Annotated in this window: 22 protein-coding genes and 1 tRNA gene; 12 read left to right on the forward strand and 11 right to left on the reverse strand. The window is 63.1% G+C overall.

Annotation, left to right across the window (positions count from 1 at the left end; all coding sequences use genetic code 11):
* Positions 1–179 precede the first annotated feature (179 nt).
* Positions 180–743 carry a TIGR02281 family clan AA aspartic protease gene (locus FJ548_RS08380; protein WP_140777635.1) on the forward strand — a complete coding sequence of 188 codons (564 nt, stop codon included), beginning with the start codon at positions 180–182 and terminating at the stop codon, positions 741–743.
* Here FJ548_RS08380 and deoA read toward each other — a convergent pair whose 3' ends face one another.
* The 6 genes from deoA to FJ548_RS08410 are packed head-to-tail and all read right to left on the reverse strand — an operon-like array spanning position 744 to position 7,008.
* Positions 744–2,063, reverse strand: a complete 1,320-nt coding sequence (gene deoA / locus FJ548_RS08385; RefSeq protein WP_140777636.1) for a thymidine phosphorylase — start codon at positions 2,061–2,063, stop codon at positions 744–746.
* Positions 2,063–2,872 (reverse strand): purine-nucleoside phosphorylase, encoded by an 810-nt coding sequence (locus FJ548_RS08390; protein ID WP_140777678.1) that lies wholly within the window; start codon positions 2,870–2,872, stop codon positions 2,063–2,065. Before FJ548_RS08390 ends, deoA begins: the two co-directional genes overlap by 1 nt.
* Before the next feature lie 46 nt (positions 2,873–2,918).
* Positions 2,919–3,311: a cytidine deaminase gene (gene cdd / locus FJ548_RS08395; protein WP_140690614.1), complete on the reverse strand. Its 393-nt coding sequence runs from the start codon at positions 3,309–3,311 to the stop codon at positions 2,919–2,921.
* A 58-nt stretch (positions 3,312–3,369) separates the two neighbouring features.
* Positions 3,370–4,341 carry an ABC transporter permease gene (locus FJ548_RS08400; RefSeq protein ID WP_140609586.1) on the reverse strand — a complete coding sequence of 324 codons (972 nt, stop codon included), beginning with the start codon at positions 4,339–4,341 and terminating at the stop codon, positions 3,370–3,372.
* A 1-nt stretch (position 4,342) separates the two neighbouring features.
* Entirely contained in the window at positions 4,343–5,482 is a 1,140-nt protein-coding gene (locus FJ548_RS08405; RefSeq protein ID WP_140766716.1) for an ABC transporter permease, read from the reverse strand.
* Positions 5,479–7,008 carry an ABC transporter ATP-binding protein gene (locus tag FJ548_RS08410; protein WP_140777637.1) on the reverse strand — a complete coding sequence of 510 codons (1,530 nt, stop codon included), beginning with the start codon at positions 7,006–7,008 and terminating at the stop codon, positions 5,479–5,481. The genes FJ548_RS08405 and FJ548_RS08410 overlap by 4 nt, the downstream gene beginning before the upstream one ends.
* A gap of 213 nt (positions 7,009–7,221) precedes the next feature.
* Here FJ548_RS08410 and FJ548_RS08415 point away from each other — a divergent pair, with 213 nt between their 5' ends.
* Both FJ548_RS08415 and FJ548_RS08420 read left to right on the forward strand, forming a co-directional pair.
* Entirely contained in the window at positions 7,222–7,431 is a 210-nt protein-coding gene (locus FJ548_RS08415) for a SlyX family protein (protein WP_140777638.1), read from the forward strand.
* 14 nt (positions 7,432–7,445) lie between these two features.
* Positions 7,446–7,832 (forward strand): hypothetical protein, encoded by a 387-nt coding sequence (locus FJ548_RS08420; RefSeq protein ID WP_140766714.1) that lies wholly within the window; start codon positions 7,446–7,448, stop codon positions 7,830–7,832.
* A 17-nt stretch (positions 7,833–7,849) separates the two neighbouring features.
* Here FJ548_RS08420 and FJ548_RS08425 read toward each other — a convergent pair whose 3' ends face one another.
* From FJ548_RS08425 to FJ548_RS29795, 4 genes are all read right to left on the reverse strand, one after another.
* Positions 7,850–8,305, reverse strand: coding sequence for a GNAT family N-acetyltransferase (locus tag FJ548_RS08425; RefSeq protein ID WP_246678593.1), 456 nt, complete (start codon positions 8,303–8,305; stop codon positions 7,850–7,852).
* A 99-nt stretch (positions 8,306–8,404) separates the two neighbouring features.
* On the reverse strand, positions 8,405–9,394 hold the full coding sequence (locus FJ548_RS08430) for a BMP family ABC transporter substrate-binding protein (protein ID WP_140609598.1): 990 nt from the start codon (positions 9,392–9,394) through the stop codon (positions 8,405–8,407).
* A gap of 206 nt (positions 9,395–9,600) precedes the next feature.
* Positions 9,601–9,924, reverse strand: coding sequence for a hypothetical protein (locus FJ548_RS08435; RefSeq protein ID WP_140609600.1), 324 nt, complete (start codon positions 9,922–9,924; stop codon positions 9,601–9,603).
* A gap of 145 nt (positions 9,925–10,069) precedes the next feature.
* Positions 10,070–10,225 (reverse strand): hypothetical protein, encoded by a 156-nt coding sequence (locus FJ548_RS29795; RefSeq protein WP_181168739.1) that lies wholly within the window; start codon positions 10,223–10,225, stop codon positions 10,070–10,072.
* A gap of 310 nt (positions 10,226–10,535) precedes the next feature.
* On the opposite strand from FJ548_RS29795, the gene FJ548_RS08440 reads away from it, so the two are divergent.
* Positions 10,536–10,625: transfer RNA gene (locus tag FJ548_RS08440), tRNA-Ser, on the forward strand.
* Positions 10,626–11,488: 863 nt separating this feature from the next.
* Positions 11,489–11,779, forward strand: a complete 291-nt coding sequence (locus FJ548_RS08445) for a hypothetical protein (RefSeq protein WP_140777639.1) — start codon at positions 11,489–11,491, stop codon at positions 11,777–11,779.
* Positions 11,780–12,450: 671 nt separating this feature from the next.
* Here FJ548_RS08445 and FJ548_RS08450 read toward each other — a convergent pair.
* On the reverse strand, positions 12,451–12,648 hold the full coding sequence (locus FJ548_RS08450; protein WP_140777640.1) for a hypothetical protein: 198 nt from the start codon (positions 12,646–12,648) through the stop codon (positions 12,451–12,453).
* Between the two features lie 818 nt (positions 12,649–13,466).
* Here FJ548_RS08450 and kdpF point away from each other — a divergent pair.
* From kdpF to FJ548_RS08485, 7 genes are read left to right on the forward strand one after another with little or no spacing between them, the layout of a single operon-like run.
* Positions 13,467–13,556, forward strand: a complete 90-nt coding sequence (gene kdpF / locus FJ548_RS08455) for a K(+)-transporting ATPase subunit F (RefSeq protein ID WP_140609606.1) — start codon at positions 13,467–13,469, stop codon at positions 13,554–13,556.
* 20 nt (positions 13,557–13,576) lie between these two features.
* On the forward strand, positions 13,577–15,280 hold the full coding sequence (gene kdpA / locus FJ548_RS08460; protein ID WP_140766713.1) for a potassium-transporting ATPase subunit KdpA: 1,704 nt from the start codon (positions 13,577–13,579) through the stop codon (positions 15,278–15,280).
* Between the two features lie 13 nt (positions 15,281–15,293).
* Positions 15,294–15,509 carry a hypothetical protein gene (locus tag FJ548_RS08465; protein WP_226890408.1) on the forward strand — a complete coding sequence of 72 codons (216 nt, stop codon included), beginning with the start codon at positions 15,294–15,296 and terminating at the stop codon, positions 15,507–15,509.
* A complete protein-coding gene (gene kdpB, locus FJ548_RS08470) occupies positions 15,506–17,599 on the forward strand; it encodes a potassium-transporting ATPase subunit KdpB (RefSeq protein ID WP_140777641.1) in 2,094 nt (697 codons plus the stop codon). Before FJ548_RS08465 ends, kdpB begins: the two co-directional genes overlap by 4 nt.
* An 11-nt stretch (positions 17,600–17,610) precedes the next feature.
* Positions 17,611–18,174 carry a potassium-transporting ATPase subunit KdpC gene (gene kdpC / locus FJ548_RS08475; protein ID WP_140766710.1) on the forward strand — a complete coding sequence of 188 codons (564 nt, stop codon included), beginning with the start codon at positions 17,611–17,613 and terminating at the stop codon, positions 18,172–18,174.
* 57 nt (positions 18,175–18,231) lie between these two features.
* A complete protein-coding gene (locus tag FJ548_RS08480) occupies positions 18,232–20,961 on the forward strand; it encodes a sensor histidine kinase KdpD (protein ID WP_140777642.1) in 2,730 nt (909 codons plus the stop codon).
* The gene (locus tag FJ548_RS08485) at positions 20,961–21,650 is read left to right on the forward strand and encodes a response regulator transcription factor (protein ID WP_140777643.1); all 690 of its coding nucleotides are present in this window, start codon (positions 20,961–20,963) and stop codon (positions 21,648–21,650) included. The genes FJ548_RS08480 and FJ548_RS08485 overlap by 1 nt, the downstream gene beginning before the upstream one ends.
* Positions 21,651–21,670: the final 20 nt, after the last annotated feature.

Consider the following 21,670-nt stretch of genomic DNA (forward strand, 5'->3'; position numbering starts at 1 on the left):
GACCCGCTTTTGCCTTCGATTTCTCAATTCCGGACGGAAAACCGCTGTGCACTTTTCCTGGAATTGCTCAAAGCCGCAACCAGGTTTACCGATTGTTTACGCAAGGATGCGGTTTCGGAGAGCGTTAAAGCGCCAAACACCATGTCCGGACTAAGGATCAGCCCTTAAAAGGTTGACCCATGCTGCGAACACTTCTCATTCTTGGTGCGTCCGCCGGGATAGCCGCATCCATCCCGATGATCTATCAGTCAAATCCCCAGCTTATCGAGGGATTGGTGAAATCGGCGATTACCGCCAAGCCGGCCACGGAGACCCAGCCGGACCTGAAACTGGCGGCGATGCCGGACAAGCCGGCTGCAGCGCAACCGCTGGGCCGCAAGTTCATGGTCGAGGCGGACGCGCGCGGACACTTCACATCGCAGTTCAAGCTCAATGGTCGTCAGGTCGACGGCATGATCGATACCGGTGCGACGCTGGTTGCCATCAACACCTCGACGGCCCGCCGGATCGGCCTGTCGCTGAGTCCTTCCGATTTCACGCGCCAGGTCAACACCGCCAACGGCACGATCAAGGCTGCCGTGGTCACGGTCGATCGGCTGCAGATCGGCGCCATCCAGGTGGAAGACGTCCAGGCGGTCGTGCTCGACGACAAGGCGCTTCAAACCAATCTCATAGGCATGAGTTTCCTCACGCGGCTCCAGAAATACCAGGTCGAAAACGGCTCACTGCTCCTCGTCCAGTAGTTAGCCGCGAGGCAATATCCGCCGGATGACGGTTTTGTCCGCCGGCGGTTTCGAAGCGCCGATCGCATAGGCCGAAAGCACGGCCGCTGCTGCCGCTTCGGCATCGATCGGGGAGCGGGCATGGATCAGCGCCAGCGCATCTCCGGCTTGTACTTCCGCGCCAATGGGCAGCAGCCTGGTGATGCCGACGGCGGGATCGATCTTGTTGTCGGGCCGGGTGCGCCCGCCACCCAGACCAACCACCGCAAGGCCGATATCGCGGGCGGCTATGCTTGTGACGAAACCCTGTGTCGTCGCCTTGACCGCGAATTCCGTTGCCGCTTCCGGCAAATATTTTTCCGGCCTCTCGATGAAATCCGCGGGGCCGCCGAGTACCGTCACCATGCGGGCGAAGGTGGCGGCGGCGCGCCCGCTGGCGAGCGTCTCGGTGGCGCGCCGCATGCCATCCTGGTTGGACGACACCAGTCCCGCCGACTGCAGCATTTCGGCCGCCAGCGCCAGGGTCACGTCCTCCAGCCGCCGGTCGCGAAGACGGCCGGTCAGGAAGTCGACGGCGTTGCGCACCTCGACGGCGTTGCCGGCAGCCGAGGCCAGTGGCTCGTTCATGCCGGTGATCAGGGCGGACACTTTCAGCCCGGCGCCGCTGGCGACCTCGACCAGGCTGTTGGCGAGCGCGGTCGCATCGCGCGATTTCTCCATGAAGGCGCCATTGCCGACCTTGACGTCGAGCACCAGGGAGCCCAGGCCGGCGGCCAGCTTCTTCGACAGGATCGAGGCGGTGATCAGCGGCACCGATTCCACGGTGGCGGTCACGTCGCGTATCGCATAGAGCCGGCGGTCGGCCGGCGCGAGGTCGGCGGTCTGGCCGATGATGGCACAGCCCGTTTCCAGTACCGCCTGGCGAAACAATGCAATGTCGGGCTGGCTGATATAGCCGGGGATCGCATCCATCTTGTCCAGCGTGCCGCCGGTATGGCCAAGGCCACGCCCCGAGATCATCGGTACATAGGCGCCGCAGGCGGCGACGATCGGCGCCAGCATCAACGAGACATTGTCGCCGACACCTCCGGTCGAATGCTTGTCGGTGACCGGGCCGGGCAGGTCCGACCAGTCGAGCACATCGCCGGAATCGCGCATGGCCAGTGTCAATGCCACGGCCTCGTCCCGGTTCATGCCGTTGAAGAACACCGCCATGGCAAAAGCCGCGGCCTGGCCATCGGTGACGGCACCTGACGTCACGCCGTCGATGAAGGCCGCGATTTCGCGAGCAGGCAGCCTCTGGCCGTCTCGCTTGTGGCGGATGATTTCCTGCGGAAGCATCAGTTCTCCAGGAGCCTGTCGCGGAACACGCGCTGAAGGACCGTTGCCAGCCGTGACCCGCCAACCGGGGCCATGTCCTTGGTCTCCTGGTGCGAAAGTTCGGCTCCGGTCATGCCGGCGGCAAGGTTGGTGATGACCGAGCAGGCGGCGACCCGCAGCCCAAGGAAGCGGGCCAGAATGACTTCCGGCACGGTCGACATGCCGACCGCGTTGGCGCCCATGATGCGCGCCATGCGGATTTCGGCCGGTGTTTCGAAACACGGCCCGGAAAACCACATATAGACGCCCTTGTGCAGAGCGGTGCCGGTCGCGTCCGCCGCGCGCTCGATCGCCTTGCGGATGCCGGCATCATAGGCTTCGGTCAGGCCGACGAAGCGGCGGTCGCTCGGCTCGCCGATCAGCGGGTTGGTGCCGGAGAAGTTGATGTGGTCCGTGATCAACATGACAGAGCCCGGCGGCATGTCCGGATCGACCGAGCCGGCGGCATTGGTGAGGATCAGTTTTGTGATGCCGATGCCGGCAAGCACTTCCAGCACCGGCCGCATCGCCGCTGCGTTGCCATGTTCGTAGTAGTGAGCGCGGCCGGACAGCATCAGCACCGGCGTGCCGGCAAACAGTCCCGCCACCACTTCACCGGCATGGCCGCTGACGCCGCTCCTGGGAAAGCCGGGCAGGTCGGCATAGGAGACGCGGATCGGGTTCTCGATCCGTTCGACAAGGACGCCGAGCCCCGAACCCAGCACCAGCGCGGTCGACGGCGCCAGGCCGTCCAGCCTTTCGATGAGATGGTCCAGCGCCTTTTCCGTCATTTCAGCCAGCCCGTGGTTCAGCAGATGCTTCATTTCAGCCAGCGCTTCACTTCAAAATGTCGCCGCGGAAGCCGTAGGGGAACATGTCGCCCATGGTCACGGTCTCGGCCACACCCGTGTCGTCGCAGAGATAGAGCTTGGTTTCAGGGCGGCAGAATTCGGCCAGCCGCTGGCGGCAGCCACCGCAAGGCGTGCATTTGGCTATGCGTTCGGCAAGGACGGCGATTTCGACGATCTTGCCGCCGCCGCCCATGATGTAGTGGCCAAGCGCGGTCGTCTCGGCGCACCAGCCCTCCGGATAGGAGGCGACCTCGACGTTGGCGCCGGTGAAGATGCGTCCGTCCTCGGTACGCAAGGCGGCGCCCACGGGAAACTTGGAATAGGGCGCGTAGGCCTTGGCCATGGCGGTCTTGGCCGCTTCGAACAGATCATGCGACATTCAGTTGTTCTCTCCCACGATCTCGTTCAAAAGCCGCCCGCCAGTGGATTCCGTCCGCTCAGCGCTCCTTGACATAGGGCACGCCGCCGGCGCGGGGCGGGATCGCCTTGCCGATGAAGCCGGCGAGCAGGACGACGGTGAGGATATAGGGCAGGGCTTGCATGAACTGCACCGGCACCTTGCCGATGATGGGCAGCGGCGAGCCCTGCAAGCGGATCGACAGCGCGTCGAGGAAGCCGAACAGAAGGCAGGCGAACATGGCGTTGACCGGCTTCCACTTGGCGAAGATCAGCGCGGCCAGCGCGATGTAGCCCTTGCCGGCGGTCATGTCCTTCACGAAACCGCCATTCTGCACCATCGACAGATAGGCGCCGGCGACGCCGGTGAGGATGCCGGTGCAGATGAGCGCCCTGTAGCGCAGCCAGGCGACGGAAATGCCGGCGGTGTCGACGGCGGCGGGATTTTCGCCGACGGCGCGCAGCCTGAGGCCGAAGCGGGTGCGAAACAGCACCCACCAGGTGAAGGGCACCATAAGGAAGGCGAGGTAGACCAGCAGCGAATGACCGGAGATCAACTCCGCGTAGATCGGGCCGATGATCGGCACATCCCTGACGGCATCGGCGCCAGGCCAGATGATCGCTTCGAACCGTTCGCCCGGCTGCAGCGCCGGCGTGCGTCCGCCCTGCTGGAACCAGGCCTGGCCGAGGATGATGGTCGATCCGGCGGCGATGAAATTGATCGCCACGCCCGAAACGATCTGGTTGCCGCGATGGGTGATCGAGGCGAAGCCGTGCACCATGGCAAACGCGACCGAGATCAGGATGGCCATGCCGAGGCCGAGCAAGGCCGAGTGGAAGACCGACGCCGCGGCCGCCCCCGCGAATGCGCCAACCAGCATCTTGCCTTCGAGCCCTATGTCGAAGATGCCGGCGCGTTCCGAATAGAGGCCGGCAAGGCACGCCAGCAGCAGCGGCACCGAGAGGCGGATGGTCGAGTCCAATGTCTGGACGATCGCATTGAACACGTCCATCTCAGGCGCCCTTTCCCTTGACCGCTTCCATGCCGACCGACCGTGGGCTGAACGAGGCGAACAGCGCCTGGATGTAAGGCCTGAACATATGTTCGAGCGCGCCGGCGAACAGGATGACCAACCCCTGAATGATGACGATCATGTCGCGGCTGATCGCCGGCATCTCGAAGGCGAGTTCGGCGCCGCCCTGATAGAGCATGCCGAACAGGATCGCCGCCAGCACGATGCCGACCGGGTGCAGGCGCCCCATCAGCGCCACGGCGATGCCGACGAAGCCGGCGCCGGAGACGAAGTCGATCGCGACATTGTGCTGGTCGCCCATCACCGGATTGAGCGCCATCATGCCGGCGAGCGCGCCTGAGATCATCATCGCGGTGATGATGATGCGGGTCTCCGAAATGCCGGCATAGCGCGCCGCCTTCGGGCTGTGACCATAGGTGCGCATCTCATAGCCGAGCCTGGTGCGCCAGATCAGCAGCCAGACCAGGAAGGCCATGACCAAGGCCAGCAGGAAGGTGACGTTGAGCGGGGCCGAACGGATCTTGGCGCCGAACAGCTCGATGATCCAGTTGAGTTTGGGCAGTTCGGCTCCGGCAAGGAAGTTCCGGGTTTGCGGGGCTTGCGAACCGGCCGGCTTTAACGGTCCCACCAGGAGGTAGACCATGATCGAGGCGGCGATGAAGTTGAACATGATGGTGGTGATGACGATGTGCGAGCCACGCTTGGCCTGCAGATAGGCCGGGATCAGCGCCCACAACGCGCCTACAAGCGCGGAAGCGACGATGGCCAGCGGAAATGTCAGCCACCAGGGCAGCGCGCTGTCGAAGGACAGGCAGACGATGGCGATGCCGAGACCGGCGATGTAGGCCTGCCCCTCGGTGCCGATGTTGAACAGGCCGCAATGCGCGGCCACCGCCACCGAGAGCCCGGTAAAGATGAAGGTGGTGGCATAGAAGAGAGTGAAGGCGATGCCTGTTCCCTTGCCGAAGGCGCCCTCGACCAGGATGACGGCGGCACGCAACGGATTTTCGCCGACCAACAGCACGACGAAGCCGGCGACGATGAAAGCCACGGCCAGATTGATCAGCGGGATCAGCCCATAGTCGGCCCAGGCCGGCAATTTGGCGTAAGGCGTGCTCATGCGGCGGCCTCCTGCTCGACCCCGGCCATGAGCAGGCCGAGCTCGCCTTCGGTGGCTTCGGGGCCGCGTTCGCCGACGATGCGGCCGGCAAACATCACCAGGATGCGGTCGGAGAGCGAGCGGATTTCGTCGAGCTCGACCGACACCACCAGCACGGCCTTGCCCTGGTCGCGCATGGCGATCAGGCGCTTGTGGATGAATTCGATGGCGCCGACATCGACGCCGCGCGTCGGCTGGCCGACGATCAGCACGCCGGGATCCTGTTCCATCTCCCGCGCCAGCACGATCTTCTGCTGGTTGCCGCCTGAAAAATTGGCGGTCTTCAGGCGCGGATTGCCGGGACGGATATCGTATTTCTCGATCTTGTCCTTCGCATCGGCCATGATGGCGTCGACATTGAGGAATGGCCCTTTGAGATAGCGGGGGTCGTCGTGATAGCCGAGAGTGGAATTCTCGTTCTCCTCGAAGGCCAGCACCAGCCCGACATGATGGCGGTCCTCCGGCACATGCGCGAGGCCGCGGTCGCGCAATTCGCCGGGATCGGCCTTGCCCGTCAGGTCGATCGGCTTGTCGTCGAGCATGACCGAGCCTGAAACGGCATGTCTGATGCCGGAAATCGCCTCGAGCAGCTCGGATTGGCCGTTGCCGGCGACGCCGGCGATGCCGACGATCTCGCCGGCGCGCACGTCGAAGGAGATGTCGTCGACCATGGTGACGCCACGGGAATCCCTGACCGTCAGGTTCTTGACCGCGAGCTTGACGGCACCGGCTTCCGCTTCGCCCTTTTCGACCCGCAGAAGCACACGGCGCCCGACCATCAGTTCGGCCAGTTCCTCGACGGTGGTTTTCTTCGTCTCCCGGGTCGCTACCATCGTCCCTTGGCGCATGACCGACACGGTGTCGGTGATGGCCATGATCTCGCGCAGCTTGTGGGTGATCAGAACCACCGTCTTGCCCTGTTCCTTCAGCTGCTTGAGGATGCGGAACAGATGATCGGCCTCGGCAGGCGTCAGCACGCCCGTTGGCTCGTCGAGGATCAGGATCTCGGCGCCGCGATAGAGCGCCTTGAGAATTTCGACACGCTGCTGCAGGCCGACCGGCAGTTCCTCGATGATCGCGTCGGGATCGACTTCCAGCCCGTATTCGCGCTCCAGCCGCTCCAGCTCGGAACGCGCCTTGGCGATGCTGCTCTTCAAGAGCGCATCGTTTTCGGCGCCGAGAATGATGTTCTCCAGCACCGAGAAATTGTCGACCAGCATGAAATGCTGGTGCACCATGCCGATACCGAGCGCGATCGCGTCGTTGGGCGTCTTGATCGATGCCGGCTTGCCGCCGACGCGGATTTCGCCGCCGTCGGCCTGGTAGAAACCGTAGAGGATCGACATCAGCGTCGACTTGCCGGCGCCATTTTCGCCGACGATGCCGTGGATGGTGCCGCGCGCGATCTCCAGATTGATGTCGCGGTTGGCACGCACGGCGCCAAAACTCTTGTTGATGCCGATCAGTTCGATTGCGGCTTGCGCCATGCAGCCTTTCCCACTCTTATTTTTTTATCGCTTGGTCAAAATGCCTAGCATGACGCTCCGCCCATGCCAATTGGCCGGAGCAGCGTCCACTCTCGACAAATCCGCGCGCGCTTGTCAATTTCGAACGTGTCCGAAGCTCTCACATTCGCTAGTATGGCGAAGCCGAATTGAAACCGCGGCGCAAGGCATCGCGGTATAAACTGGGGACTTTGCATGACCACGCCTTCCGACCGGCTGACGACGCTGGAAATCCGCGCCGCCGAGCAGGAAAAGACCATCGAGGAACTGTCGGGCCAGATCGCCGAGCAGTGGACGGTGATAGAGCGCATGCAGCGTAAGCTCGACGCGCTGACCGAGCGTTTCCTGGCGCTCGAGGAGCAAGCGGGGTCAGACGTGCCGGTGACCAAACCCCCGCACTGGTAGGGTGGAGGGGAGCCATGGCCGGGGAGGGCGACCGCATGGCAAGGGCTGGGGACTATGTGCTTGGCCTGATGAACGACGTGGAGCGCCAACGGGCCGAGCGTGACCTGGAGATCGACCCAGCCTTCCGCGATGCGGTGATACGGCTTGCCGAGCGCATGCACATTTTCGACCGTGCCGTGCCGTCGGGCGGCGACGATCGGTGGCGGCTGATCACCACACGCATTGCCGAACTGCCGCAGATGCGCGCCGCCGGCCTGGACGACGTCAAGCCGGTGATCCATGGTCTTGCCCGGAAGCCACATGGGTTCGGTGTGCATTCTCTTGGCGGCCGGTGCGGGATGATCGTTGCCGCTGCGCTGATTGCTGTCTTCGTGTTCGGCTATCTGATGGGAAGGTTATAGGCCAAGTCCACGCGACATCAGCAGCATCGTCTCGCCATCCTGCTCGAATGTCTCCACCCAAGTCCAGCCAAGAGCCGCGTAGAAGTCGCGCGCTTCCAGGTGTAGAGATAAAGCGTCTCGACACCGACGGAGGCCGCATGCGCTTCGATCGCATTGACCAGCGTCGTGCCAATCCCTTTGCCTCGATGCGGGATGTCGACGACAAGGCCCGCCAGCCAAGGCGTCAGATCGTGCGCCGGTTCCAATTCGTCGCGCACCAACAGGCAGCTGCCGACCGGCACACCGTCAATCCGGACGACTAGGGCCGCCTCGAACCCGTCGCCTGCAAGCAATTTTCGAAGTCCTGCCGCATCGTCTTCAAGCGTCCTTCCCGTGCCTTCGAAAAAGGCCGCGAGGCGCAGCCGCGCCACGGTCTCGATGTCGTGGTCCTGCATGGGTTCGATTGTCGGCTGCATCGCTCTCTCGAATGTCATTCCCTCCGGACGGATTGAAGCGTCGCCCCATCCAGCAAGAACAAACCGCCGGGCTTTCGCCCGGCGGTCTGCAAAATCATGGCTGGAGAGCGCTACCGATCAATAGGGACAGGCGTTGTCGGCCGTGTAGTCGTGCACCTGAATCTTGCCGGCGATAATGTCGGCCTTGGCCTTCTCGACCGCGGCCTTCATCGCATCGGTCACCAGCGCCTTGTTGTTGTCGTCCATGGCGTAGTCGACGCCGCCTTCCTTGAGGCCGAGGTTTTCGACGCCGCCCTTGAAAGTGCCGTTCTTGCCGTCCATGAAGGCGGTGTAGACTGCGACGTCGACGCGCTTCATCATCGAAGTCAGCACCTTGCCGGGCTGCAGGCCGTTCTGGTTGGAATCAACTCCGATGCCGAGCTTGCCGGCATCAGCCGCCGCCTGCAGCACGCCGACGCCGGTGCCGCCGGCCGCGGCGTAGACCACGTCGGAGCCCTGGTCGATCTGCGTCTTGGCGATTTCGCCGCCCTTGGCCGGATCGTTCCAGGCGGCCGGCGTGTCGCCGGTCATATTCTGGATCACTTCCGTCGCACCGGCCGCCTTGGCGCCACCGACATAGCCGCATTCGAATTTGCGGATCAGCGGGATGTCCATGCCGCCGACGAAGGAGACCTTCTTCGACTTCGAGGCCATCGCCGCCATGATGCCGACGAGGTAGGAGCCTTCGTTCTCCTTGAACACCAGCGAGCGGACATTGGGCAGGTCGACGGCATCGTCGATGATGGCGAAGTTGAGATCGGGATATTCGGCCGCGACCTTCTTCAGCGCATCCTCCCAGGCGAAGCCGGCCATGACGATCGGGTTGTGGCCGTCCTCGGCGAAGCGGCGCAGCGCCTGCTCGCGCTGCGAGGCATTGGACACCTCGAATTCGACATAGGGCGTGCCGGTCTCGGTCTTGAACTTCTCGGCGCCGTGATAGGCCGCTTCGTTGAACGATTTGTCGAACTTGCCGCCCAGATCATAGAGGATGGCCGGCTGGACATCCGCGGCAAAAGCCGGAAGAACCATTGCGGTTGCGGCCAGAAGGCCGAGAACGATACGTTTCATGTGATCCACACCCTGTCGGTTATTTTTTCCGTTACGCCCCGCCCGCCTGTCCGGTTCTGCGGCAGGCATGCGACGTCAGCCAGGAGTGTACTGACCTCCCGCTCGGCGGCAATCTGGCACGGCCCGAAACAAAATTCACGCGGAATTTTGACCCTTTGGAAAAGCGTGCCAAGGGCAAGCCGTGCCGGCAGTTTGGTCCTTGCGGATCAGTTGGCGGCGAACTGACCTGCACGCCGCTGCCGCTTGTAGCCGATGGCGTAGAGCAGGAAGGCCAGCACCGCGAACACGGCAAATCCCGGCTGGTTGAGCACCCAGGCAATGGCGCCATCCCACAGCAGTGGACTGGCTTTGGCGCGGACGAAGGTTTCGAAGGCCGCCCTTGTGTCCGGCGAGACGGCCAGCCAGCTGGCGTTCAGCGGGGTCAGCACTAGGGCCGAAGCCGCCACCGTGCGGGTGGTATCGAGCACCGCCATGATGACGGAAACCGACAGCGCGACCATGGCAGCAAGACGAAAGATGAAACGAAACATCAAAGCCCTCCCCCGGCCCATCCTGGACGCTTCCCAGGAACCTCCGGCACGTGTCCCGAAACGAGAAATAGAATGGGTATGGCTTGCCCGCAACCGCGATACGCGAATTTGAAGGCTCGGGCTTTCTCTTCCTATGCCACCGGCCCTATGCGGCCGGCCGACGCCTATGCCGGTGAGCGAGCCAGACGGCGAGAATGCCGCCGGCGATGGCGCCGACCACCAGTCCGGCCAGGCCGATGAAGGCGGCGAAATAGCCGCAATCGCCCTCGAAGCAGCTTATCCCGGCGACATCGGCGATCACCGAACCGGCGAAGAAGCCGCCCCTTGCCTGTGCACATCATTCGGGTGCCGTCGTCTCAAATTCGGGTACGACGGCGGCTTTGCGAAACGCTGTGTGGTCGGCAAAGCGAATAGACTGCCGTTATGGCTTGGCATTCGGCGCGGGATCGACTAGATGAGCCCCGCGCCTGTTGCTTTGACGGCTCAGGTGCCGGGGAAGGATGCCCGTTGGTTGGACGGCATCCATGGCGCGGAAGCTCCGCGCCGCAGGCCCAAGGAGATGCATCTCCCCAACCCGCACGGCGAAACCGGCCGGCGCGAAGGCAAAGGACGGAGAGGTGGCCGAGTGGTTGAAGGCGCACGCCTGGAAAGTGTGTTTACGGGAAACCGTAACGCGGGTTCGAATCCCGCTCTCTCCGCCATTCTCACGACTGTGGCATTTACGCCGGCAAAATCAAATGGTTAGTGGAATTGGTCATTATAGCTTCGACCAACTACTTAGACCAATCTGGAGCAATCGCCGGGCCCGTCAGCCAACCTTTCGCCTGTCCTCGTATCACTCAAGCTCCTGCCACAGGTCTCCTCGCACAGCCTCACCGCCTTGCCTCGAATCCAAAGTTAACTCTTGGCACCTAAAAAGCAGCAATGATCAAGGCTGCGGTCTTTTCAATTGGGTGCGTGATCGCATTAGGTCTTTGGATCAGCGGTCTAAGAGCTTGGTCTTCCAGCATCGCCTCTCAAAAAGCCCGTCGCCACAGAGACAGCGGTATAACCCTTTGGCTGGCATTATGTTCATGGGCCGCCATGATAGGCGTGCTGTTTGCTACAATTTATGTAATTAAATCAACTTAATTTGGTCGGTCGCTTACTTGGGAGGAGCTTCGCGGTGCGCGTCATGGATTGAACCCGGGGGGCGACAGCCGCTCCTCGGTCAAACCGCTGGGTGTTCTCTGCTTATTTGGAAAGCAGGTCCCGGGCAAGAATGTGGTGGGAGCTTGGGGCGTCCCGCCTACCCTACACCCCGGCCCGGGCGCCTAGCGAATTCTTCCTCGTGGCAAAAGACGTCCTTTCAGGTTGGGCAAAAGGGCCGAGTGCATGATTACCGAGCAGCGGGGGTAGCCGGCTGATGTGTCACCAGAAGAAAGAGGGCGGGCATCTGATCAACCCGGACGCGCTCAGCTCGACTCGCAAGTTTGTTTTGCAGCGCGCGGGAACCGACCCGAGTCAGTACACGTTCTTCCGTTACGGTCACAACTTTGGTGAATGACCTACGGAGGATATTCAAATGAACATCAAAGTGCTCAGTATGGGCGCAATTGCGCTCGCAATGATGGGTAGTACTGCAATAGCTGCCTCTACGAGCGGCGGCACGTCAGCACTCGATGACCCGGCCAAGATGTCGCCGTTCTTCACCGATGCCGGCATGAAGACAATGAAATCCGAAAAGGATTTCAAGACCGCGTGGACGGCCATGAAACCCGATGAGCGTAAGGCGGTGCTGAAAGACTGCGGCGATGCCGCTGTTAACAAGTCGCACGCAGAGTTCTGCGCGATGGCAAAGAAGATGGGTGGCTAACGTTTGACGTTTGCGGGAAGGCCCGGTTCGATTATCCAGAGTGTCAGTCCAGATGAACGAGCCGGGCTCGCGCCTCATTAGAGTCGCGACCGCAACACGCCCTTGCGATCATCCGCACCCAGTTCATGGTGCCGTTCGCTTTTTTCCCCAGCCAAGGCATTTGGTGATCGCGCCTAAGGTCCATCATGCCCACAGGCCGAACCGCCGCTGCCGTACCTCATGGTGATGTTTGTCGCATCGACGGCAATAGCAGCCATCTGCGAGGAACTAGTGTTGTTGGACGTTGTTCGAGGAACTTCGGCACACCGGCGCGTAGAGCGTATCGAAGTACGTCTTCAGGTACGCCTTGAACTGCGTTAGCGTGGTGTACTTGGGGATGTTCGAGGTCGTACTGTCACCGATCCAAATCCTGTCAGCGTCAGTCGCGTGGCTTTGAAGTAGCGAGGATGCCAGCCTTGATATTTGCCGACCTTGTTGTCGAGAAGCCCGGCGTCTCGCTGGGAAACAGTGCGGCAAAGCTTCGCCTGTTGGCGAAGCGCCAGACAGCCGAGAATGAGACAGCCGGGAATGCGGCGCAGCCCTGGATGATGGCGAATTTCAGAACACAATCGGCGGATCGGTCATAGCAACCGCAACATAGCCCTTCCATAAGTCGGGCACGCGTCTTGCCGTCACCCTTTCGGATGCGCGTGTCGGGGTGCCGGCCTGGGGCTCGCCGCTTCAGGTCCGTTCACCGCTCGCGCGGCAAGGCGCAGCGCTCTCAGCCTGGCTGTCTTTTCCTCGCGGGCTGCCCGCTCTGCATCGATCAAGATTTGCGATTCACGCTTGGCGCGCTCGTCACGCTGGGTGTCGACTTTTGCACGAACCATGTGCCGCTACTCCGTCCTGGGAGGCACCGTTTTCGGAACAATCGCCGCCTCCATCATCCTCAAGCTCCATGGTGCAGCGTTGCGGGGGATGCGACGATTACAAATGATAATTGGGAAATGTTTGTCATCGGTGCCCGGGCTGAAAGCTGTCAGTCACACCACCTGGAAAAGACGACAAGCGGACGATGTCGGGCAGGGTGCGGATCGCTTCGCGCCGCATGCGCTCGCGGGTTTCGAAGACCGGCCGTCATCGTCCATCGTCAGCCCGTCGCCACTGTAGAGATCGAGATAATGTCTTGGCATGGTGCGGCTGGACCTCAGGCTGACGGGTTTATGAGATTCGACCGACAATTCGCGGGCCGGGTGGTTGTTCCATCAGCGGTGGTGTTTGCCAGCGAATAGCGCACTCTAACGAATGTTAATGCCCGCCATCGCCCGAACACCCAGTGCTTGCCCCAAGGCGTGGTTGCGCGCCGCAATCCACCAGATCCAAATCGAAACGCCGGCTCGCTGACGGCGACGAGGCGGCAAAACCTTTATGAAATTTCTATTTCTTTCCGCCTCGCGCCGTCTCGAACCTTTATGGCGATCGGGCCCATATTCCCCTTGAGAAAAACGTCGGACGTGGCCGCCACTTGAAGTGCGGCGCACTGTTTCGACGTGGGTGCCGAGCTGGCCAGGCTAGGGCGAAGTAGAAAAGTGGAAGCAAGGAACAAGCACAATGGACGTCGTTTTTCTGGGTATAGGGATTTTGTTTTTTGCCCTGTCCTTTGCCTACGTCAAAGCCTGCGATGGAATTTGAGCTGAAGGACCGGACCATGCTTTTCGATTACATCCTGGGTGGCGGCGTGACGGTGTTCCTGCTCGCCTACCTGACCTACGCGCTCGTTCGTCCAGAACGCTTCTGAAGGCACGGAAAGCCACAGCCATGACACTGAACGGTTGGATACAGATCCTGGTCTTTTGCGGGATCATCGTTTTGCTTGTGAAGCCGCTTGGCTTCTATATGCACCGCGTCTTCAACGGTGAGCGCACGCCGCTTTCACCCATCTTCGGCCCGCTGGAGCGCGGGCTCTACCACATTTGCGGAACCAGCGAGCGAGAAGAACAACACTGGGCCGCCTATGCGGTGGCCCTGCTGCTCTTCAATCTTGCCGGCTTCCTGGTGCTCTATCTCCTGCAGCGCCTGCAAGGCAGCCTGCCCTACAACCCCGCAGGCATGAGCGCGGTGGGCCCGGCGCTTGCGTTCAACACGGCCGCCAGCTTCGTAACCAACACCAACTGGCAGAACTACGGCGGCGAAAGCACGATGTCCTATCTCGTGCAGATGGCCGGCCTGACGGTCCAGAATTTCGTTTCGGCGGCAACCGGCGTCGCGATCGCGATCGCGCTGATCCGAGGCTTCGCCCGCGCCTCCGGTAGATCGATCGGCAACTTCTGGGTCGATATGACCCGATGCATCCTCTACGTGCTCTTGCCGCTCTGTATCGTGCTGACGCTGGTTTATGTCTGGCTCGGCATGCCGCAGACGCTTGGGCCATATGTCGACGCCACCACGCTGGAGGGCGCCAAGCAGACGATCGCGCTTGGCCCGGTCGCTTCGCAGGTGGCCATCAAGATGCTTGGCACCAATGGTGGCGGTTTCTTCAACGCCAATGCGGCGCATCCGTTCGAAAATCCCGACGCGATTTCCAACCTGATCCAGATGGTGACGATCTTCGCGCTCGGCGCTGCTCTCACCAACGTCTTCGGCCGCATGGTCGGCAACCAGCGGCAGGGCTGGGCGATCCTGGCGTCGATGGGCGTTCTGTTCATCGCCGGCGTCGCCGTCTGCTACTGGGCGGAAGCCGCGGGCAATCCGCTGGTGCACGCGCTGGGCATTGACGGCGGCAATATGGAAGGCAAGGAAACCCGCTTCGGCATCGCGCTGTCGGCGTTGTTCGCGGTCATCACCACGGCCGCGTCCTGCGGCGCGGTCAATGCCATGCACGACAGTTTCACCGCGCTCGGCGGCATGGTCCCGATCATCAACATGCAGCTCGGCGAGGTCATCATCGGCGGCGTCGGTGCCGGTTTCTACGGCATCCTGATGTTCATCCTGATCGCGGTCTTCGTCGCCGGGCTGATGGTGGGACGCACGCCCGAATATCTCGGCAAGAAGATCGAGGCCAAGGAGGTCAAGATGGCGATGCTGGCGATCCTGTGCCTGCCGCTGGCGATGCTCATCTTCATCGCCGTCGCGGTGGTCCTGCCAAGTGCCGTGGCGTCCATCGCCAATGGCGGCCCGCATGGTTTCTCCGAAATGCTCTACGCCTACACGTCGGCGGCCGCCAACAACGGCTCGGCCTTCGCCGGCCTCAGCGGCAACACACCCTGGTACAACGTCACGCTCGGCATCGGCATGCTGATGGGCCGTTTTCTGGTCATCATCCCGGCGCTCGCCATCGCGGGTTCGCTGGCGGCGAAGAAAACCGTGCCGGCCTCGGCCGGCACCTTCCCCACCGACAGTCCGCTGTTCGTCGGGCTGCTGGTCGGCGTCATCGTCATCGTCGGCGGCCTGACCTTCTTCCCCGCGCTCGCCGTCGGCCCGATCGTCGAGCATCTGGCGATGATCCACGGGCAGACATTCTGAGGCGGACATGTCCATGTTCAACATCAGACGTCCGAATGGCCGGCATCAGCCCGACGGTGAAGGTGAAAGGGGCGGCAAGCCTCCTCCCTTTCCGACGATGTCGACGTTCCTCGGACTTGCCATCGTCATGATCGCCCTTTGGTTGCTGGCCTACGGGCTTCCGCATCTTCTTCAGGCGCCCGATCGGTCGGTGCCGACCAACAACAGCGAAGCTGGAGCTTCAAGATGAGACACTCAAAATCCGCGAGCATCATGGATGCACGCATCCTGTGGCCCGCCATCGGCGGCGCCTTCCGCAAGCTCGATCCACGCACGCTGGCCCGCAACCCGGTGATGTTCGTCGTCGCGGTGGTTACGGCGCTGACATCAGTGCTGTTCGTCAAGGATCTCCTCACCGGCGGTGGCGATCCGCGCTTCACCCTGCAGATCATCATTTGGCTGTGGTTCACGGTGCTCTTCGCCAATTTCGCCGAAGCCGTCGCCGAGGGGCGCGGCAAGGCGCAGGCGGATTCGCTGCGCAAGGCGCGTACCGAAACGCAGGCCAAGCTGTTGACCGGCGAGGATCGCACCAGGTTCAAGCTGGTGCCTGGCACTAGCCTGAAGGTCGGCGACGCCGTGCTGGTCGAAGCGGGCGACATCATCCCATCCGACGGCGAGGTGATCGAAGGCGTCACCTCGGTCAACGAGGCGGCTATCACCGGAGAATCCGCGCCGGTGATCCGCGAATCCGGCGGCGACCGCTCGGCGGTCACCGGCGGCACCCAGGTGCTGTCGGATTGGATCCGCGTCCGCATCACCGCCGCCGCCGGACACACATTCCTTGACCGTATGATCTCGCTGGTCGAAGGCGCCGAACGCCAGAAGACGCCGAACGAGATCGCGCTCAACATCCTGCTCGTCGGCATGACGCTGATCTTCGTGCTGGCCACGGCGACCATCCCGAGTTTTGCGTCCTATTCCGGCGGCTATATTTCGGTCACCGTGCTTGTCGCTTTGTTCGTGACCCTGATCCCGACCACGATCGGCGCGCTGCTGTCGGCCATCGGCATCGCCGGCATGGACCGGCTGGTGCGCTTCAACGTGCTGGCCATGTCGGGCCGCGCCGTGGAGGCCGCCGGCGACGTCGACACGCTGTTGCTCGACAAGACCGGCACCATCACGCTCGGCAACCGCCAGGCGACCGAGTTCTGTCCGGTCAAGGGCGTCACCGAGCAGGAACTGGCCGACGCGGCGCAGCTTGCCTCGCTCGCCGACGAAACGCCGGAGGGCCGCTCGATCGTCGTGCTGGCCAAGGAGAAATACGCCATCCGTGCCCGCGACATGGCCACGCTGCACGCGACCTTCGTGCCGTTCACCGCGCAGACCCGCATGAGCGGTGTCGACATTGACGGCTCCTCGGTGCGCAAGGGCGCGGTCGATTCCGTGCTCGCCCATGTCAACCGGTCGAACGCGGGCGGCCACGCGACGCGCCCGAACAGCGACACGATCAGGGATCTGCAGGCGATGGCCGACGAGGTCGCCAAGTCCGGGGGCACGCCGCTGGCGGTCGAGCGGGACGGGCGCCTGCTCGGCATCGTCCACCTCAAGGACATCGTCAAGGGGGGCATCCGCGAGCGCTTCGCCGAGCTGCGCAAGATGGGCATCCGCACGGTGATGATCACCGGCGACAACCCCATGACGGCGGCGGCCATCGCGGCGGAAGCCGGCGTCGACGATTTTCTTGCCCAGGCAACCCCGGAGGACAAGCTGAAGCTGATCCGCGACGAGCAGGCCAGGGGCAAGCTGGTCGCCATGTGCGGCGACGGCACCAATGATGCGCCGGCGCTAGCCCAGGCTGATGTCGGCGTCGCCATGAACACCGGCACGGTCGCCGCTCGCGAGGCCGGCAACATGGTCGATCTCGACAGCGACCCGACCAAGCTGATCGAGATCGTCGAGATCGGCAAGGCGCTGCTGATGACGCGCGGCTCGCTGACCACTTTCTCCATCGCCAACGATGTGGCCAAATACTTCGCCATCATCCCGGCCATGTTCGCCGTCTTCTACGTCGCGCCCGGCCAGACCACCGGCCCGCTGCAAGCGCTCAACATCATGCATCTGGCGACACCGCAGAGCGCCATCCTGTCGGCCATCATCTTCAACGCGCTGATCATCATAGCGCTGATCCCGCTGTCGCTGCGCGGCGTCAAATACAGGGCGATCGGCGCCGGTGCGCTGCTCAGCCGCAACCTCCTCGTCTACGGCCTTGGCGGCATCATAGTGCCGTTCGTCGGCATCAAGGTGATCGACATGGCCGTCACGGCCCTCGGCCTCGCATAAGGATCATTCCGATGGTCAAGCAAATCAGACCCGCGATCGTCATGGTCGTTTTCTTCACCGTGCTGACCGGCCTGGTCTATCCGCTGGGCATGACCGGCATCGCGCAGGCGCTGTTCCCGAAGCAGGCCAATGGCAGCCTGATCGAGAAGGACGGCAAGGTGATCGGCTCCGAACTGATCGGCCAGGCCTTCGCCGGCGATAGGTATTTCCATGGCAGGCTTTCGGCCGCCGGCAACGGCTATGACGCCAGCGCCTCCGGCGGTTCCAATCTCGGCCCGACCAATCCCAAGCTGATCGAGCGCATCAAGGGCGATGCCGGGAAGCTGAAGGCAGAGAATCCGAACGCGCCGGTGCCGATGGATCTCGTCACGACGTCCGGCAGCGGCCTCGACCCGCAGATCAGCCCGGAGGCCGCCTATTTCCAGGTTCCCCGCGTGGCCAAGGCCAGGGGCATCGACGAAGCCAGGGTCAAGGCGCTCGTCGACGGCCGGGTCGAGAGCCGGGAACTCGGTTTCATGGGAGAGCCTGTGGTCAACGTGCTGGCGCTCAACATGGCGCTGGACGCCGCGAAATAGTTGATGGCAGGCGCCGGGGATCGACAGCATCCCCGGCGCCATACATGATCGGTTCCGATGCCGGAAGACAGCAGCAGCGAAAACAGACCTTCTCCCGACGCGCTGCTCGAGCATGCCGAGCGGGAAGGGCGCGGCCGTCTGCGGATATTCCTTGGCGCGGCGCCCGGTGTCGGCAAGACCTACGAGATGCTGATGTCGGGCCGTGCCAGGCTGGCCGACGGCATCGACGTGGTGATCGGCGTCATCGAGACGCATGGCCGTCGGGAAACCCAGGCCCTGGTCGAGGGTTATGAAGTCATTCCCCGCCGCAAGGTCGACTACAAGGGACGCATTCTCGACGAGATGGATATCGACGCCATCCTTGCCCGGCGCCCGGCGCTGGTCCTCGTCGACGAGCTCGCCCATACCAACGCGCCCGGCAGCCGCCATCCCAAGCGCTACCTCGACGTCCAGGAAATCCTGGCGCGAGACATCGATGTCTACACGACGCTCAACATCCAGCATGTCGAAAGCCTGAACGACGTCGTCGCCCAGATCACGCGGGTCAGGGTTCGCGAGACGGTTCCCGATTCCATCATCGACCAGGCCGACGACGTCGAAATCATCGATCTGACCCCCGATGACCTGATCAAGCGGCTGCAGGAAGGCAAGGTCTATTTCCCCAACACCGCGCAACGCGCCATCGAGAACTATTTCTCGCCGGGCAATCTGACGGCGCTGCGGGAGCTGGCGCTGCGCCGCACGGCCCAGCGCGTCGACGAGCAATTGCTCAACCACATGCAGGCGCACGCCATTTCGGGACCGTGGGCTGCCGGGGAACGGGTTCTCGTCTGCGTTGATGCGCGTCCAGGCGGTGCTGCCCGCATCCGCTACGCCCGCAGGCTGGCCGACCGGCTTCGCGCGCCATGGACGGCGCTTCATGTGGATACGCCTCGCTCGGCGGGCATGTCCGAGGAAGACAAGGACCGCCTCGCCACGCTGCTGCGCCTTGCCGAGCAGCTCGGCGCCGAGGTGACGACCATTCCCGGCCAGAACGTCGCGCAGGACATCGTCCGCCATGCGACGGCGAACAACTTCACCCATATCGTGGTCGGCAGGCCGACCCGGTCGCGCTGGCGAGAATTGATCGAGGGATCGCTCACCTATGACCTGATCCGCAATGCCGGCGACATCAGCGTCCATGTCATTTCCGGAACGGAGCGTGATGCCGAGGCAAGTTCGAGAAGCGTCAAGGCGGCCGACGAGCAATGGCAATTCCAGATCCGGCCCTATCTCAAGGCTACCGCTTTTGTCGCCGGCTCGCTCGCTTTCGCCGTCCTGCTCGACCAGTTTCTCGACGTTCGCAACCTCGCGATCATCTTCCTCATCGGGGTGCTGACGTCCGCCGTCGCCGGTGGTCTCTGGCCGGCCCTGTATGCCTGCGTCGTCAGCGCCATTGCCTTCAACTATTTCTTCCTGGAGCCGCGCTACACGCTGACGATCCGGGATCCGGAGAGCATTGTGGCGCTCGGCGTGTTCCTGGTCGTCGCCGTCATCGCCAGCGACCTGACGGCACGCGTGCAGCGCCAGGCGGTCGCTGCCCGCTCGCGGGCGCGGGCCACGGAAGACATCTATCTGTTCTCCAAGAAGCTCGCCGGCGCCGGTACGCTCGACGACGTTCTCTGGGCCACCGCCTTCCAGATCGCCTCGATGCTGAAGCTGCGCGTGGTGCTGCTTCTGCCCGAAGACGGCACCATAACCGTCAAGGCCGGTTATCCGCCCGACGACACGCTGGCGGAGGCCGACATCGCCGCCGCCCGCTGGGCCTGGGAGCACAACCGTGCCGCCGGGCGCGGCGCCGACACGCTGCCCGGCGCCAAACGCCTCTATCTTCCCTTGCGCACGGGGCGCACCGCGCTCGGTGTCGTCGGCCTCGACAATGACAAGCAGGGCCCGCTGCTGACGCCCGAGCAACAGCGCCTGCTCGACGCGCTGGCCGACCAGGCTGCGGTGGCGATCGAGCGCATCCAACTGGTCGCCGACGTCGACCGTGCCAAGCTCGCCGCCGAGGCCGACCGGCTGCGCTCGGCCCTGCTGACCTCGATTTCGCATGATCTGAAAACGCCGCTCTCGGCCATCATGGGGGCGGCCGGCACGCTCAAGGAATTCGCGCCTGATCTCCCCGAGCAGGACAGGGCGGAGCTTCTGTCGACGGTGATCGACGAGTCGGAACGGCTGAACCGCTTCATCGCCAATCTGCTCGACATGACCAAGATCGAATCCGGTGCGATGGAGCCGAACTGTGCCCTCCACTATGCCGGCGATATCGTCGGCACGGCGCTTGACCGCGCCCGCAAGATCACCAGCGAACATAGAATCGAGGTCGATATTCCGCCTGACCTGCCGATGCTGAAGCTCGATCCCGTGCTGTTCGAACAGGTCCTGTTCAATCTTCTCGACAATGCGTCGAAATATTCGCCACCCGGCTCGACGATCCGCGTGCAGGGATGGATCGACAATGGCTCCGTCGTCGTGCGGATCATGGATGAGGGACCGGGCATTCCGGCGCAGGATCTGGAACGCGTGTTCGACACTTTCTACCGGGTGCGCAAGGGCGATCAGGTGCGCGCCGGCACTGGGCTCGGCCTGTCGATCTGCCGCGGCTTTGTCGAAGCGATGGGCGGCACGATCTCGGCCGCCAATCGCAGCGACCGTCCCGGTGCCGCTTTCACCATCAGGATGCCGGTGCCGGCCGAAGCGCCCGAGGCCGACAATCGCGGCAACGGGCCCAGCGTGGATCAGCTTTGATGACGAATTCGAATGTCAGGATACTGGTTGTCGATGACGAGCCGCCGATCCGCAAGCTGCTTCGGGTCGGCCTCGCCAGCCAGGGCTATGCGGTCAGCGAAGCGCCGAACGCCAAGGTGGCGATCGAGCTGATGGAACAGGAAAAGCCCGACCTGGTGTTGCTCGATCTCGGCCTGCCGGGCATGGGTGGCCATGAACTCTTGCGCAAATGGCGTGACGAGGGCGTCGACATCCCCGTCGTCATCCTCTCCAGCCGCACCGACGAGGCGGGCATCGTCAACGCGCTCGAACTCGGCGCTGACGACTATGTCACCAAGCCGTTCGGCATGAACGAACTGGTGGCGCGCATCCGCGTGGCGCTGCGGCACAAGTTCCAACAACAGGGCGAGAAGCCGGTTTTCCAGAGCGGCGACCTCTCGGTTGACCTGGTCAAGCGCATCGTCAAGGTCGAGGGCAGGGAGATAAAGCTCTCGCCGAAGGAATACGACATCCTTCGCATCCTGGTGCAGCATGCCGGCAAGGTGCTGACCCACCACTTCATCCTCAAGCAGATCTGGGGAGATTCCACCGACGTGCAGTATCTCAGGGTCTATGTCCGGCAGCTCAGGCAGAAGATCGAGAAGACCCCCGACCAGCCGCGCTACATCACCACCGAAACCGGTGTCGGCTACCGCCTGCGTGTCGATTGAGACGGCGCTTCGATTGACCC

Source organism: Mesorhizobium sp. B2-4-17 (assembly GCF_006441275.1).
In the GTDB taxonomy this organism is placed as follows: domain Bacteria; phylum Pseudomonadota; class Alphaproteobacteria; order Rhizobiales; family Rhizobiaceae; genus Mesorhizobium.